General features: G+C 70.1%; 17 protein-coding genes. 7 read left to right on the forward strand and 10 right to left on the reverse strand.

Translation table 11 applies throughout. From position 1 onward, the window contains the following. Positions 1-7: 7 nt before the first annotated feature. Together GYB83_RS21915 and GYB83_RS21920 are read left to right on the forward strand one after the other, a co-directional pair. Positions 8-802 (forward strand): alpha/beta fold hydrolase, encoded by a 795-nt coding sequence (locus GYB83_RS21915; protein WP_161897383.1) that lies wholly within the window; start codon positions 8-10, stop codon positions 800-802. A 2-nt stretch (positions 803-804) separates the two neighbouring features. Beyond that, positions 805-1,101, forward strand: a complete 297-nt coding sequence (locus GYB83_RS21920; RefSeq protein WP_161897384.1) for an MGMT family protein — start codon at positions 805-807, stop codon at positions 1,099-1,101. A gap of 11 nt (positions 1,102-1,112) precedes the next feature. Here the strand turns inward: GYB83_RS21920 and GYB83_RS21925 are convergent, their stop codons facing one another. The 4 genes from GYB83_RS21925 to GYB83_RS21940 form a co-directional block, all read right to left on the reverse strand. Continuing rightward, complete coding sequence (locus GYB83_RS21925) at positions 1,113-1,961, reverse strand: TIGR02569 family protein (protein ID WP_186349833.1); 849 nt, start codon at positions 1,959-1,961, stop codon at positions 1,113-1,115. 61 nt (positions 1,962-2,022) lie between these two features. After that, complete coding sequence (locus GYB83_RS21930; RefSeq protein WP_228461717.1) at positions 2,023-2,397, reverse strand: DUF2277 domain-containing protein; 375 nt, start codon at positions 2,395-2,397, stop codon at positions 2,023-2,025. Continuing rightward, positions 2,358-3,530 carry an adenylyltransferase/sulfurtransferase MoeZ gene (gene moeZ / locus GYB83_RS21935; protein WP_161897386.1) on the reverse strand — a complete coding sequence of 391 codons (1,173 nt, stop codon included), beginning with the start codon at positions 3,528-3,530 and terminating at the stop codon, positions 2,358-2,360. The genes GYB83_RS21930 and moeZ overlap by 40 nt, the downstream gene beginning before the upstream one ends. Further along, on the reverse strand, positions 3,527-4,504 hold the full coding sequence (locus GYB83_RS21940) for a DUF3152 domain-containing protein (RefSeq protein ID WP_186349834.1): 978 nt from the start codon (positions 4,502-4,504) through the stop codon (positions 3,527-3,529). Before GYB83_RS21940 ends, moeZ begins: the two co-directional genes overlap by 4 nt. Before the next feature lie 105 nt (positions 4,505-4,609). Here GYB83_RS21940 and fasR point away from each other — a divergent pair, with 105 nt between their 5' ends. Further along, positions 4,610-5,269, forward strand: a complete 660-nt coding sequence (fasR, locus tag GYB83_RS21945; protein WP_161897387.1) for an HTH-type transcriptional activator FasR — start codon at positions 4,610-4,612, stop codon at positions 5,267-5,269. Between the two features lie 69 nt (positions 5,270-5,338). Here the strand turns inward: fasR and GYB83_RS21950 are convergent, their stop codons facing one another. Both GYB83_RS21950 and GYB83_RS21955 read right to left on the reverse strand, forming a co-directional pair. After that, positions 5,339-5,569, reverse strand: coding sequence for a DUF3107 domain-containing protein (locus GYB83_RS21950; protein ID WP_161897388.1), 231 nt, complete (start codon positions 5,567-5,569; stop codon positions 5,339-5,341). A gap of 11 nt (positions 5,570-5,580) precedes the next feature. Further along, the gene (locus GYB83_RS21955; protein WP_161897389.1) at positions 5,581-6,225 is read right to left on the reverse strand and encodes a ferritin-like fold-containing protein; all 645 of its coding nucleotides are present in this window, start codon (positions 6,223-6,225) and stop codon (positions 5,581-5,583) included. A gap of 218 nt (positions 6,226-6,443) precedes the next feature. Between GYB83_RS21955 and GYB83_RS21960 the strand changes: the two genes are divergently transcribed. Next, entirely contained in the window at positions 6,444-8,039 is a 1,596-nt protein-coding gene (locus GYB83_RS21960; RefSeq protein WP_161897390.1) for a DEAD/DEAH box helicase, read from the forward strand. Between the two features lie 22 nt (positions 8,040-8,061). Continuing rightward, a complete protein-coding gene (locus tag GYB83_RS21965) occupies positions 8,062-9,339 on the forward strand; it encodes an Rv3212 family protein (RefSeq protein WP_161897391.1) in 1,278 nt (425 codons plus the stop codon). Between the two features lie 9 nt (positions 9,340-9,348). Here GYB83_RS21965 and GYB83_RS21970 read toward each other — a convergent pair whose 3' ends face one another. Together GYB83_RS21970 and GYB83_RS21975 are read right to left on the reverse strand one after the other, a co-directional pair. Then, positions 9,349-10,143: a ParA family protein gene (locus GYB83_RS21970; RefSeq protein WP_161897392.1), complete on the reverse strand. Its 795-nt coding sequence runs from the start codon at positions 10,141-10,143 to the stop codon at positions 9,349-9,351. Between the two features lie 21 nt (positions 10,144-10,164). Beyond that, positions 10,165-10,596 carry a hypothetical protein gene (locus tag GYB83_RS21975; RefSeq protein WP_161897393.1) on the reverse strand — a complete coding sequence of 144 codons (432 nt, stop codon included), beginning with the start codon at positions 10,594-10,596 and terminating at the stop codon, positions 10,165-10,167. 69 nt (positions 10,597-10,665) lie between these two features. On the opposite strand from GYB83_RS21975, the gene GYB83_RS21980 reads away from it, so the two are divergent. Both GYB83_RS21980 and GYB83_RS21985 read left to right on the forward strand, forming a co-directional pair. Further along, positions 10,666-11,613 (forward strand): diacylglycerol/lipid kinase family protein, encoded by a 948-nt coding sequence (locus tag GYB83_RS21980; protein WP_186349835.1) that lies wholly within the window; start codon positions 10,666-10,668, stop codon positions 11,611-11,613. 260 nt (positions 11,614-11,873) lie between these two features. Then, positions 11,874-12,128 carry a WhiB family transcriptional regulator gene (locus GYB83_RS21985; RefSeq protein ID WP_009679257.1) on the forward strand — a complete coding sequence of 85 codons (255 nt, stop codon included), beginning with the start codon at positions 11,874-11,876 and terminating at the stop codon, positions 12,126-12,128. A gap of 60 nt (positions 12,129-12,188) precedes the next feature. On the opposite strand, the gene GYB83_RS21990 is transcribed toward GYB83_RS21985, so the two are convergent. Beyond that, on the reverse strand, positions 12,189-13,706 hold the full coding sequence (locus GYB83_RS21990; protein ID WP_161897394.1) for a sensor histidine kinase: 1,518 nt from the start codon (positions 13,704-13,706) through the stop codon (positions 12,189-12,191). A gap of 6 nt (positions 13,707-13,712) precedes the next feature. After that, the gene (locus tag GYB83_RS21995) at positions 13,713-13,931 is read right to left on the reverse strand and encodes a biotin/lipoyl-binding carrier protein (protein ID WP_161897395.1); all 219 of its coding nucleotides are present in this window, start codon (positions 13,929-13,931) and stop codon (positions 13,713-13,715) included. Positions 13,932-13,945: the final 14 nt, after the last annotated feature.

Here is a 13,945-nt window from a genome sequence, read left to right on the forward strand (position 1 = left end):
GGCGCACATGTCCGGACGCCAGACACTGCACACCCACCTGTTCGGTCCCGACGAAGCGGACACGCCGATCGTCGTCGCCCTGCACGGGCTCACCGGGCACGGCAAACGCTGGTCGTTCCTCGCCGCCGAGCACCTCCCCGACGTGCGGATCGTCGCACCCGACCTGCTCGGCCACGGTGCCAGCTCGTGGGAGCCGCCGTGGGCGATCGCCGATCACGTCGCGGCGCTCTCGGCCGCGCTCGACGACCACGTACCCGCCGGTCGACGCGCCGTCGTCCTGGCCCACTCGTACGGCGGAGCGATCGCGATCCGGCTCGCCCACGCCCGGCCCGACGTCGTCTCCGGGCTGGTGCTCCTCGACCCGGCCCAGGGCCTGCACCCGGCGACGGCACGCGAGTACGCGGAGTCCTCACTCGCCCATTGGGGCTATCCGGACGCGGCCGCCGCGGCCGCCGCGAAGCGGATGGAGGGCTGGGCGGAGGTCCCCGACCACATCCTGGACGCGGAGATCGCCGACCACCTCGTCGCCACCGATTCGGGCGTGCAGTGGCGGGTGTCCACCCCCGGCGCGGCCGTCGCGTGGAGCGAGATGGCCCGCGAGTTCGTCCTCCCGCCCGCGGGACTGCCGACGCACGTGGTCGTCGCCGACCGCGTCGAACCGCCCTTCGTCGGGCCCGACTTCCTCGCCGCGTGCGCCGCGGACCGGTCGGAGTCGGTGACGGTCCATCACGTCGACACCGAACACATGGTCCCGTTCCTCGTCCCCGGTGAGGTCGCGGGCCTGGTCCGCGACCTGCTCTGACGATGCCCGCGGTCACCGAGGCTCAGGTGGAGGCCGTCCGCGCGCTCGTCGCCGCCATCCCACCCGGCAAGGTCAGCACGTACGGCGACCTCGCCGCCGAAGCGGGACTGTCCAGTCCGCGCATCGTCGGGTGGATCATGCGGACCGACTCGGCCGATCTCCCGTGGCATCGGGTGGTCCCGGCCTCCGGCCGCCCGGCGACCGGTCTGCGCTCACGTCAGCTCGCGAAGCTGCGGGCCGAGGGGACTCCGATCGTCGACGACCGCGTCGTGATGCGCGACGCCCGCCTCACCCGGTAGGTGCCGGGGAGTCAGACCATCATCCGGACGATGTCGACGACACGCATCAGTCCGGGGAGGGCTCCGGCCGTCGAGCGGGGATGCATCGAGTGGACGGCGAGGCGGAACATCGCCGCGCGCAGCAGCATCTGCGGCCATTCGGGGATGTCGGACCAGCGTTCGACGAGCTCCTCGTCGGCCCCGCCCCACGCGAGGGCGTCGACGACGATCACGGCGGACGCCCACGCCGCGGGCCGCCAGTACGGCACCACGTCGGTGATCGCGGGGGCAGCGGCTCCCGCGAACAGCACGGTGCCGAAGAGGTCTCCGTGAACCACCTGCGACGGCAGGTCGACGGGACGCCGGAAATCGGCGAGGGTCTTCAGTTCGGCGAGGCTCCGGGCGGCGTCCTCCGACTCCGGCTCGGGCATCCCGGCGGCTCGCGCCGACCGCAGCGGGGTCTCCTCCCACGCCGCACGGTCCGCGGCGATGAAGACGTCGACGTCGGTGAACGGCGGAGCCGGCGGCTGGAGCAGGAAGCGTGGACGTTCGAGTTTCGCGGTGGCCGCGTGGAGCCGCTCGGCGACGGCGAGCACCTCGTCGTGGCGCGGTTCCGGGCTGCCCGCCACATAGGTGTCGGCACGCCAGCCGGACACGACGTACCGGCCGTCGGACGCCCGGAGCGGGCGCGCGATGCGCATGCCCTCGACGTACAGGTTCTCGCGGGCGGTCGCCGACCACGCCGCACGTGCGCGGTCGGGCACCAGGGTCAGGACCACTTCGCCGACCCGCCAGCCGACGCCGTCCATCGCGATCGGCGGGTGAGCCGTCAATCCGAACGTGGTCAGCACCTGTACCGGCGGCTCGACGATGGTGGTCACCTCGTCAGACTACCCACGGACCGCCTGGTTATCGTGCAGCGACACCGTGATCGGCCGCGCGTCAACCGGCCTGGTTGGCGAACCGCTTGGCCGAGCGCTCCTTGGCCTTGGCCGCCTCCACCTCGCGGTCCTTAGGCGGCGCGGCGGTCGTCAACTCATCCATGAGTCGCCGAGTGATCGCGGCGATCTCGTCGACGGCGCGCTCGAACACCTCCGCGTTGGCCTGGCTGGGAGCGTTGTAGCCGGACACCTTCCGCACGAACTGCAGGCTCGCGGCCCGCACCTCGTCGTCGGTGGCCGTCGGCTCGAAGTTGAACAGGGGTTTGATGTTGCGGCACATGATCGCGGGTCCCTTCGTCGTGACTCCATCGTGCCACTCGGCGGCGTCCGACGCGGTCAGTAGACGGGCATCGTCGGGTCGACGGCGGCCGCCCACGAGGCGATGCCGCCGCCCAGGTGGACGGCGTCGGCGAATCCCTCGCGGTGCAGGACCGCGAGCGCCCGCGCGGATCGGACTCCCGTCTTGCAGTAGACGACGATCCGGCGGTCGTGCGGGAGGTCGCCGAGCCCGCGGCCCGACTCGATCTCGCCGACCGGGACGAGCACCGCGCCGTCGATGCGGTTGATCTCGAACTCGACGGGTTCGCGGACGTCCACGACCGCGGGCGGCGACGGACCCGCCAGCACGTCCCGCAGCTCGGCGGGCGTCCAGGTGGCGCCCGCAGCCGCGGCCGCGGCGTCGTCGGACACGACGCCGCAGAACTCGTCGTAGTCGATGAGTCCGGTGATCGACGCGCCCGCCGGGTCACGCTCGAGCCGGACCGCCTTGTAGGTCATGGCGAGCGCGTCGTACGTCATCAGCCTGCCGAGCAGCGATTCGCCGAGGCCGCAGATCAGTTTCACCGTCTCCGTCGCCATGATCGACCCGACCGACGCGCACAGGACGCCGAGCACGCCGCCCTCGGCGCACGACGGGACCGTCCCCGGCGGCGGGGCCTGCGGGTACAGGTCGCGCAGATTGAGTCCCCTGCCGTCCGGCGCGTTCTGCCAGAACACCGACACCTGACCGTCGAATCGGTAGATGGATCCCCACACCACGGGCTTGCCCGCGAGGACGGCGGCGTCGTTGCACAGGTAGCGGGTCGCGAAGTTGTCGGCGCCGTCGACGATCACGTCGTACCGGCCGAACAGGTCGACGGCGCCCTCGGGCTCGAGCCGCTCGTCGTGGACGACCACGTCGACGTGCGGGTTGATCGCGGCGATGGAGTCGCGCGCACTGTGCGTCTTGGGCCGTCCCAGATCGGCGACGCCGTGGATCACCTGCCGTTGCAGGTTCGACTCGTCGACGGTGTCGAAGTCGATGATCCCGATCGTCCCGACGCCCGCCGCGGCCAGATACAGCAGTGTCGGCGAGCCGAGCCCTCCCGCGCCGAGCACGAGCACACGCGCGTTCTTCAGTCGCCGCTGCCCGGTGACTCCGACGTCCGGGATGATCAGGTGTCTGCTGTACCGCGCGACCTCGTCACGCGTCAGTTCGGCGCCCGGTTCGACGAGCGGCGGGAGGCTCATTCCCCTTCGGTCGGGTACGGCCACGGGTTGGGGCGGCAGACGAGCGACCGGTCGGCTTTCATGTCGGGGTCGAGGGCCATGATGTCCTTGTTCGCGGTGCCGAACGTCTGCTGCATCATGATCGGCGCGAGGTCGCCGTCCTTCGGGCACGGCTTGTGCTTCTCGTATCCGATGCCGTGGCCCACTTCGTGGTTCACGAGGTACTGGCGGTAGGCGACGTCGTCGCCGTCGAACGGCCGGGCGCCGCGCACCCATCGTGCCTCGTTGAGCACGACGCGATGATCCGGCGGGTAGAAGCACGACGTCTCGAGCTTGATCTGATTGCCGCACAACTCGTGCGTGGTGTCGGTGGACGTGAGCGAGATGCGCAGGTCGGGGACGCCCTTGTCGACGCGCTTGAACGAGACCTCGCCGCCGCCGATCCAGCTGCGCGGATTGTTGAGTGTGGTGTCGACGAACTTCGCGAGCGACTTGTCGCCGCCGAACTGCGACGCGTCGATGCCCTTCTCCACCTCGACCGAATACGTGTACACCTGCTTGCCGGTGCCGAATCGGTCACCCGATCCGGACACCACGCGGAACTCGGTCGTGCCCTTGGTGGTGAACTTCCCGCCGTCGGGCAGCGCGCCCGCGGGCAGCGCGTCGGCGGCGATGTCGCCGGTCGGCACGCCGATCGCGTGCGTCTCCTCGCTGACCTTGGCGTTGCGCATGTCCGGGTCGGCGTCGGCGCTGTCGGCCGTGGTGCCCCCGCCACCGCGGACCGTGGCGACGAGCAGCAGCACCGTCAGGACCGCGAGCACCGGGATCGCATACGCACGCCAACCGAAGGCGCGGACGAATCTCGCGAACGGGTTCGACGACGTCTCGTTCGTCGAGTCCTCGTCGTCGACGGTCGGATCCCAACGAGCGCGCAACGGCTGATCAGGCCGTGGGCGTCGGGGGCGAGTCACCCCGGGGTCAGGTGTACCGGTCACGTCACAACTTTCTCACAAGTGCCGCCGACCTTTCCGTAGCCACCCCCGCGAGGCATGGAGTCGGCACATGGCGGGTCAGACGAACACGGCGAGTACTCTTCAGTAATGCCGACAGCCAAATCCTCCGTCCCCACGACGGGCGCGGTCGCTCCTGGAGCCCGCGGAGGCACGCGCCTGCCCCGCAGCGCCCGACGCCGCCAGCTGATGGACGCCGCGAGCGAGATCTTCGTCGAACGCGGATACCACTCGGCGGGCATGGACGAGATCGCCGTGCACGCCGGAGTCAGCAAGCCCGTGCTGTATCAGCACTTCCCGTCCAAGCTCGACATGTACATCGCCGTCGTCGACTCGCACGCCGAGAAGCTCGTCGCCGATGTGAACACCGCGTTGTTGACCACGACCGACAACCGCCAACGCGTGCAGGCCGCGGTCAAGGCCTTCTTCGACTTCATCGACGACGACAACTCCGGCTACCGCCTGATCTTCGCGTCCGACGCGATGGACCCCGCCGTCATCCGGCGCGTGGAAGGCGCCACGGACGCCTGCGTCGACGCCGTCTACGGACTCGTCATGCAGGATTCGGGACTCGACCCGCACCGATCGCGGATGCTCGCAGCTGGGCTCGTCGGCGCCAGCCAGGTGAACGCCCGCTACTGGGTCGAGGCCAACCGGCCGATCGACAAGTCGGCCGCCGTCGAGACCACCGTCGCACTGCTGTGGAGCGGACTGTCCGGCGTCCCGAAGCAGGACATCGCGCGCGGCTGATCCCCCGAGACTCGAGAGACCCGCCGGACGCGTCCGGCGGGTCTCTCCTCGTTCTTGGGGTGGTCAGTGTCAGGCGCCGAAGCCCACTCGACGGGGCTCGGAGCTGCCGACCTCGACGTACGCGATCTTCGACGACGGGATCAGGACCTTGGATCCCTTCTCGTCGACGAGTTCGAGGACCGCGTCGGTCCCTGCGAGGGCGGCTGCCACCTTCGCGTGCACGTCGTCGCCTGCGGCCGTGGTGTTCACAGCCAGCTCACGGGGGTTGTTGTCGATGCCGATCTTCACCTCAACGCTCATGGCGACAGACTCTACGCGAGATCCAGGTCAGCCATCCGCTGCGCGTGCCGCTCGGCGATGGCGTCGAAGAACGACGCGGCCGTCGCCAGGCTGGCGTCACCGGAGAACAGCAGGTCCATCACCTCGTCCTCCTCGGCGAGGACCCACTGCATGTGGGTGATCGCCTCACCGAGCAGGCGTCGACCCCACAGGGCGAGCGGCGACCGCAGCGCCGGGTCGGCGGCGATCGCGGCACGGACCTGGGTGACGGCGAAGTCCGACGATCCGGTGCTGTCCATGACCGACTTCATCACCGACTGCACCTCCTCCGGCATCGCATCGGCCAGCTCGACGTAGAAGTCGGCCGCGAGCCCGTCGCCGATGTGCATCTTGACCAGTGCTTCGAGCCACGAGCTCGGCGTGGTGACCCGGTGGTACTCGTCGAACACCTTCGAGTGGCGCGAGACCGCGCGGTCCGGGTCGCCGCCCGCCTCGACGAGCTGGGCGGCGAGTTCTTCGAAGTGCCCCATCTCCGCCGCGATCAGCCGCACGATCGCCACCCGGTCGGACGTCGTCGGGGCCATGGCCGACTCGTCGATCAGCCGGTAACAGGCCGCGAACTCGCCCGCGAGAAGGACTTCGTAGAGCTTGACGGTGGCGTTCGACGTGTTCGACATGGGAGCAAGCGTATGCAAGGCGGTACACTCGGGCCAGACGTGGGGAGAATCCCGCAGCTGGCGCCCTCGAAAGACACGATCCCCTGGGCGCCGCCGGGCCAGACGACCGCGTCCAACCTTGAGCGCGCACCGCAGATGCCACGCCGAGGGCCCTGCCAGCCAGGATCCCGCGAAGCCGATGTGTGCGTGCACAGCACACGAGAGGCATACAACCGCACATGACAACCGACACCACCGTCGACGACTCGATTCAGACGACGATCGTCGACGAGGACCATCAGGCTCCGACGTTCACCGAGCTCGGCGTCGACGACGCCATCGTCGCCGCCCTCGCCGCGGACGGCAAGGAGCGCACGTTCGCGATCCAGGAACTGACCCTCCCCCTCGCGATCGCTGGCAGCGATCTCATCGGCCAGGCCCGCACCGGCATGGGCAAGACGTTCGGCTTCGGCGTCCCCCTGCTGCACCGGCTCGTCACAGCCGAGAAGTCGGGCCTGCGCGCCCTGGACACCACCCCGCGCGCGCTGGTCATCGTCCCGACGCGCGAACTGTGCGTCCAGGTGACCGAAGACTTGGTCACCGCGTCCAAGGGCGTCGACGTGACCCTCGCCGACGGCGCCGTCCGTCCGTTGAAGATCACCTCGATCTACGGCGGCCGCCCGTACGAGCAGCAGATCGCGGAGCTGCAGGGCGGAGTCGACGTCGTCGTCGGCACGCCCGGCCGCCTCCTCGACCTCGCGCAGCAGGGCCACCTGGTGCTCGGCAAGGTCGCGATCCTGGTGCTCGACGAGGCCGACGAGATGCTCGACCTCGGCTTCCTCCCCGACATCGAACGCATCATGGGCGCACTGCCGACCGACCGCCAGACGATGCTGTTCTCGGCGACCATGCCCGGCCCGATCGTCACACTGGCCCGCACGTTCCTGAACCGTCCGACGCACATCCGCGCCGAGCAGGCCAACGACTCGGCGGTCCACGAGCGCACCACCCAGTACGTCTACCGGGCGCACGCCCTCGACAAGGCCGAGCTGGTGGCCCGCATCCTGCAGGCCGACGGCCGCGGCGCGACGATGATCTTCACCCGCACCAAGCGCACCGCGCAGAAGGTCGCCGACGACCTCGCCGAGCGCGGCTTCAAGGTGGGCGCGGTGCACGGCGACCTCGGCCAGGTGGCCCGCGAGAAGTCGCTCGGCAAGTTCCGCGACGGCACGGTCGACGTGCTGGTCGCCACGGACGTCGCCGCCCGCGGCATCGACATCGACGATGTGACGCACGTCATCAACTACCAGTGCCCAGAGGACGACAAGACCTACGTGCACCGCATCGGCCGCACCGGTCGTGCGGGCCGCACCGGCATCGCCGTGACGCTCGTCGACTGGGACGAGATCCACCGTTGGGAGCTCATCGACAAGGCGCTCGGCCTCGGCATCCCCGAGCCTGTCGAGACGTACTCGACGTCGGATCACCTCCGCGAGGAGATGTCGATCCCGGAGGACGCGAACGGCCGCGTCGAGGGCGCCCGTCAGACCTCGGACGAGCGTCGTGAGGCCCGCGCCGACCGTCCGAAGCGGGAGCGGACCCGCACGCGTCGTCGCACCCGCGGCGGCCAGACGCCGGACGCAGCGGCGTCGACCGACGCGAGCGACACCGCGACCGGCGACGAGTCCGCCGACGCGGTGTCGGCCGCGACCGACGCAGCTCCGGCCGAGGGCGGCGACAAGCCCCGTCGTCCGCGCCGTCGCCGTCGCCGTTCCGGCGGCAAGCCCGCGGGCGACGCCGCGGCCGCACCGTCGTCCGACGGCGCGTCGGACTGACTGTTTCCGTACTGTCGCCGATATGGGGAAATCGATCGCACCGGAGCGCCGGACTCGCGTCGACCTGATCGTGACGGCCGCGATCGTGGTCGCGGTCGTCGTCGCGGGTCTGGTGGTGTGGGCGACGAGTGACGCCCGCCAGGCGCATCTGGAGACGGCTCCGGCCGCTCCGTCGACCCCGGCGGCGGCCGAGGAGAGCCCGCAGACCCTGCGCGTGGCGTGGACGGCCCCGTCGTCGGCCACCCGGATCCCCCAGCTGACGGCCGCGTCGGTCATCACCGCGGACGGCGGGTCCGTCACCGCGCACGATCCGGCGACCGGGTCGGTCCGGTGGCGGTACACCCGCGACGACGAGCTGTGCGGTGCGCTCGCGGCATGGCCGGGCGGGGCCGACAGGGTGCTGGCCGTCTACCGGAACAGCCGCGGGTGCAGCGAGGTGACCGCCCTGCGCGGCGACACCGGCCTGCGCGCGGGCGCCAGGACCAGCGACGCCGACACGTCCGTCGCCCTCTCGTACGACGGCGACTACGCGCTCTCCGTCGGCGACACCCGGCTGGAGACGTGGGGCACCAACATGGTCCGCGGCATCGAGTACGGGCGGATCGACGCGCCGGTGAACCCCGACAAGACGCCGGGCCGCACCAACTGCCGGATCTTCTCCGCGTTGCCCGGCGGCAGCCGTGTGGCGCTCGTCGAGCGGTGCGACGGCGACCTCGGCTACCGCCTGACCGTCATCGGTGCGGCGCAGAGTTCGGACGAGAAGATCATCCAGTGGGGCACGACCATGCTGACCCGGACGTCGCACGGTCCGGCCCCGCAGATCATCGCGAACACCAGTCAGGCCGTCGCCGTGTACGACGGCGGCGTCGACGAGACCGGTGAGACCGGCCGGATCCCCGGACCGCGGATCCGCGTGTACACGCCGCAGGCTGAGCCGGTGTCGACGCATCCCGTGTCCGGAGACGCCGCACTGCCCACGTCCACCGCGCCCGTCACCGACTCCGGTGTGATCACCGCGTGGACCGGGACCGGCACCGTCGTGATCGACGGCACGACGGCCGTCCCGATGTATCAGGTGCCGGGGGCCATCGGCCCCGGCTCGGTGATGGCGGGTGAACTGCTCCTGCCGATGCACGGGGCGATCAGCGTCCGCCAGCTGTCCGACGGGCACGAGGTCCGATCGATCCCGGTGGACCGCGCCGGCTACGACGCCGACGCCGCCCGTCCGGTGGCGTTGCGCGTGCTCGGCCCGTGGGTCGTCGAACAGCGCGGCGCGACCGTCGTCGCCCTCTCCTCGTAGGGCCGAGTTCTACTGCTCGCCGATCTCGTACGTCGCGAGGTCGGAGCCGTTCCAGTAGGCGCGGAGGTTGTCGGCGAGTTCGCGGTACGCGGTCGCGCCCTTGTTCTTGCGCCCGCGCATCACCGACGCGCCGGAGGCCGAGGCCTCGGCGAAGCGGACGGTCCGCGGGATCGGCGGGTTCAGCACCGGCATCTCGTAGCGGTCGGAGACGTCCGACAGCACGTCACGGCTGTGCGTCGTGCGCGCGTCGAAGAGCGTCGCGACGGTGCCGAGCATCTTCAGGTTCGGGTTCGTGATCTGCTGCACCTCGGTGACCGTGCGCAGCAGCTGCCCGACACCGCGGTGCGCGAGCGTCTCGCACTGCAGCGGCACGACGACCTCGTCCGCGGCGGTCAGGCCGTTGAGCGTGAGCACGCCGAGCGACGGCGGGCAGTCGATGAGGACCACGTCGTAGTCCTGCGCCACCTCGGCGAGGGCGCGCTTGAGCGCGTACTCGCGTCCCGGCCGCATCAGCAGCAGCGCTTCGGCGCCCGCGAGGTCGATCGTGGCGGGCAGGAGGGTCACGCCGTCGTCGGTGTCGAGCAGGACGTCGGCGATCTCCTCGGCGCCGATCAGCACGTCGTGAACCGACTTGGAGATCTGGTCGGGGTCGTGTCCGAGGGAGAAGGTGAGGCAGCCTTGGGGATCCAGGTCGACGACGAGGACGGAGACGTCCTGATCGGCCAGTGCGGCCCCGACCGACGCTGTGGTCGTGGTCTTCGCCACGCCGCCCTTCTGATTCGCGATGGCGAGAGTGCGCGTCATGGCCCCTACCATACGGTCGCGCTAGGCGTCGGCGTCCGGCGGGAGCTGTTCGTCGTTCAGCCAGGCGAGCGAGGCGGGCGAGAAGAGCAGCACCAGGACACCGATCGCGACGATTCCGACGGGCGCGCCGATCGCGGGGAGTGCACTGCTCGTGAGGAGTGAGTACGCCACCGGCAGCAGCAGGATCTGCGCCATCATGCCGATCGCCCGTCCCCACCGCTTTCCGCGGGTCAGGGCGATCCCGCCCGCGAGGACGGCGCCGCCGATGACCGTGAACCAGATCGCCGTCCCGTATCCGCTGATCGCCTGCTCATGATGACCCGATGCTTCGCGAACCACGTAGACGACAGCCACGATCAGGCCCAGCAGCCCCTGCGCCGTGATGATCCGTCCGGCCCAACGCAACTGCGACGGGATCGCTCCGGTGGTGGGGTCGGTATCGGGACTGCTCACGTACTCCAGAGTACGGGCGGCTGATCGCCGATTGGGACACGGGCCCCGCAGCGGATATCGTGAGGACCCGTGCGTGTCATGCTCATCACCAATCCGTACGCGACCTTCACCACCGCTGAGGGGCGCGACGCGCTGGCGAACACGCTCGACTCCCGTTTCACGGTGGACGTCGAACGCACCACGCACCGTGGGCACGCCGGAGAGCTGGGTGCGACGGCCGTCCGCGAGGGCTACGACGCCGTCGTGGTGCACGGCGGCGACGGTTCGGTGAACGAGGTCGCGAACGGCATCCTCGGAACCCCCGACATGCAGACCCCCGACCGCGGAACGCTTCCGGCGCTCGGCGTGGTGCCGGGCGGCAGCGCGAACGTCTTCGCACGGGCCCTCGGCGTGAGTCGCGACCCGCTCGTCGCGACGGCCCAGTTGATGGAGCTCCTCGACTCCGGGGCCCGCCGCCCGATCAGCCTCGGCCACACCCTGAACCGGTGGTTCCTGTTCAACGCGGGCATGGGGATGGACGCGATCGTCGTCCGCCGCATGGAGGAATTGCGCCACAAGGGCAAGCGCGCCACCGCTGGCCGGTACCTGCGCACCACGGTCGGATCGTTCTTCCGCCCGTCGATCACTCCCCCGACCTTCACCGTCGAGGTCCCCGATCACGAGCCCGTCGACGGTGTCCGCTTCGGCTTCGTCAGCAACACCGGACCGTGGACGTACCTCGGGACACGCCCGATCCGGACCAATCCCGGCACCGACTTCGAGCACGGATTGGGCATCTTCGCCGCGACATCCGTGTCGGTCCCCCGCAACATCATGCTCGGGTCCAAGCTGCTGCGAGGCGTCGAGCCGAAGGCCGCGCACCTGTACCGCAACGACGACGTCGACTGGGTCCGCTTCCGCAGCGAGGCCCCGGCCGACGTCCAGATGGACGGCGACTACCTGGGCGAATACGCCTCACTAGACTTCGGTCACCGCCGCCACGTCCTCGATGTCGTCGCGCCCGCGTTGGGCTCGTAACCCCTTAGTTACCCACCGGTAGACATACGTTGGCCGCGATGCCAACCCCTTGTGACGTATCCGGCATTCACCGAAGACCTATAGCCAAAGGTCGGTGCACAGTAGTACAACAGATAGTGACCGCAACGACCGGCCCCCGAATTCTGCGCGCCGCCCCGCTCAGAACACTGTGAGATTCCGTCGTTGCAGCCCACCGAAGACCAACTGTCGTACATTCGTGCGCCCTGCGCACGGCGTGAAGATTTTGAAGGAGTTTTGTCATGGATTGGCGTCACAAGGCCATCTGTCGCGATGAGGATCCCGAGCTGTTCTTCCCGGTCGGAACCAGTGGCCCGGCCATCGCACAGGTCGCGGACGCGAAGCTCGTCTGCCAGCGCTGCCCGGTCACGGCCGACTGCCTCGCATGGGCACTCGAGACCGGCCAGGACGCGGGCGTCTGGGGCGGCATGAGCGAGGACGAACGCCGCGCGCTCAAGCGTCGCAACGCGCGTACCCGCGCACGCAGCGCAGTCTGACCTGCCCTCACTCCACAGGGAGGCCCCGACCGGATCCGGTCGGGGCCTCCCTGCTTTCTGTCAGTGCAGTGGGATCTGAAGGTCCACCCTGGTCCCCCGTCCGCCCGGGGCCGGGCCGATCGTGATCTGCCCGGCGAGGTCGTTCGACACGAGCGTCCGGACGATCTGCAGTCCGAGCCGATCGGACTTCTCCAAGTCGAAGCCGTCGGGCAGCCCGCATCCGTTGTCGGTGATGTGCACCGACAGCGACCGGACGTCGCGCTGCGCGTCGACGACGATCTGCGCGTCGGCCTGACCGTCCGAGAATCCGTGCTCGATGGAGTTCTGGAGCACCTCGGTGAGGACCATGACCAGCGGCATCGCCAGATCGGCAGGCAGCACGCCGAGGCGGGCGGTGCGGCGCACCGACACCCTCGACCCGCCGCCGTCCGGGAGCGCGACGTCGACGATCGACGTGCCGACCCGGTCGACGATCAGGTCGACGTCCACCTCCTCGTCGACGCTGCCCGACAGCATCTCGTGGACGAGCGCGATCGACCCGACGCGGCGCACGGCCTCCTCGAGGGCACGCGAGGTCTCCGGATTGCTCGATCGACGCGCTTGCAGGCGCAACAGCGCCGAGACCGACTGCAGGTTGTTCTTCACCCGGTGGTGGATCTCGCGGATCGTGGCGTCCTTGCTGATCAGGGCGAGGTCTCGCCGTTTCACCTCGGTGACGTCGCGGATCAGCAGCACCGCGCCCTGCGAGCGGCCCCGGGAGCGCAGGGGGACGGCGCGGACGAGGACGGTGGCGCGCCTGGCGTCGAACTCCATGCGCAGACCCCGGACGGGGACGTCGGAGTCGTCGGCGGATCCCGCGGCCATCGCCAGCATCGCGGCGGCGTCGGTCGCCTCGAACGGATCGTTGAGCAGCCGGTTGAAGAGATCGGCGAGCACCACACCCGACAGATCCGTCGTCCACCCCATGCGGTGCACGGCGGACAGCGCGTTGGGGCTCGCGTACACGACGACGCCCTCGGGACCGAGCCGCACGAAACCGTCGCCCGCGCGCGGCGTCGACAGGCCCATCGTGTTGGCCTCGTCGAGCGGGAACGTCCCCTCGACGACCATCTCGCACAGCGCCTGCGCGGCATCGCGGTAGGCGGCCTCCAACGGCGACGGCGGACGCGTCTCCGAGGCCTCCGCCGCCCGCCCCAGCACCGCGATGACCCGGCCCTCGAACGTGACCGGGATCGCGACCCGGCCGACGAGCAGGTTTCCGAATCTGGTGGCGAGCCCCTCCTGCATGATGCGGCCGGTCGCGAATGCAGGCGAGATCAACGGGTTGGCGCCCTGCGGGCTCTCCGGCGATTCGACGGAGTGGCCCACCTCGTCGTGCTGGAACACCGTGGACGCCGTGTTCGGGCGCACCTGCGCCACGTACACGAAGTCGCCGCGGTCGCCGCGGACCGCGAGCAGGTAGTCGGCGAACGACAGGTCGGCGAGCAACTGCCATTCCGCGACCAGCCGCTGCAGATGCGCGGCGGCGTCGTCGGACAGCGTGGTGTGCTCGGCGAGCAGTTCGGTGAGCGTCGCCACGTGCGGTCAGTCGCGGTAGGTGGCGATCACGTGGCCCGCCTGGATCACGTCGCCGACCTTCACCTTCACCTCGTCGATGGTGCCCGGATCCTCGGCGACCACCGGGATCTCCATCTTCATCGACTCCAACAGCACCAGGGTGTCGCCGGTCGCGACCTGCGCTCCGGCGTCCACCGACACTTCCAGAACGGTGGCGACGATTTCAGCGACGACGTCTTCAGGCATGGCCCGATCCTACG

It is taken from the genome of Gordonia spumicola, assembly GCF_009932475.1.
GTDB lineage: Bacteria > Actinomycetota > Actinomycetes > Mycobacteriales > Mycobacteriaceae > Gordonia > Gordonia spumicola.

Bases quoted from the DNA above. Each gene is read 5' to 3' on its own strand.
- GYB83_RS21960 (WP_161897390.1), top strand. From the start codon at position 6,444: ATGACAACCGACACCACCGTCGACGACTCGATTCAGACGACGATCGTC.
- GYB83_RS21995 (WP_161897395.1), bottom strand. From the start codon at position 13,931: ATGCCTGAAGACGTCGTCGCTGAAATCGTCGCCACCGTTCTGGAAGTG.
- moeZ (WP_161897386.1), bottom strand. From the start codon at position 3,530: ATGAGCCTCCCGCCGCTCGTCGAACCGGGCGCCGAACTGACGCGTGAC.
- GYB83_RS21950 (WP_161897388.1), bottom strand. From the start codon at position 5,569: ATGAGCGTTGAGGTGAAGATCGGCATCGACAACAACCCCCGTGAGCTG.
- fasR (WP_161897387.1), top strand. From the start codon at position 4,610: ATGCCGACAGCCAAATCCTCCGTCCCCACGACGGGCGCGGTCGCTCCT.
- GYB83_RS21955 (WP_161897389.1), bottom strand. From the start codon at position 6,225: ATGTCGAACACGTCGAACGCCACCGTCAAGCTCTACGAAGTCCTTCTC.
- GYB83_RS21920 (WP_161897384.1), top strand. From the start codon at position 805: ATGCCCGCGGTCACCGAGGCTCAGGTGGAGGCCGTCCGCGCGCTCGTC.
- GYB83_RS21915 (WP_161897383.1), top strand. From the start codon at position 8: ATGTCCGGACGCCAGACACTGCACACCCACCTGTTCGGTCCCGACGAA.
- GYB83_RS21985 (WP_009679257.1), top strand. From the start codon at position 11,874: ATGGATTGGCGTCACAAGGCCATCTGTCGCGATGAGGATCCCGAGCTG.
- GYB83_RS21965 (WP_161897391.1), top strand. From the start codon at position 8,062: ATGGGGAAATCGATCGCACCGGAGCGCCGGACTCGCGTCGACCTGATC.
- GYB83_RS21970 (WP_161897392.1), bottom strand. From the start codon at position 10,143: ATGACGCGCACTCTCGCCATCGCGAATCAGAAGGGCGGCGTGGCGAAG.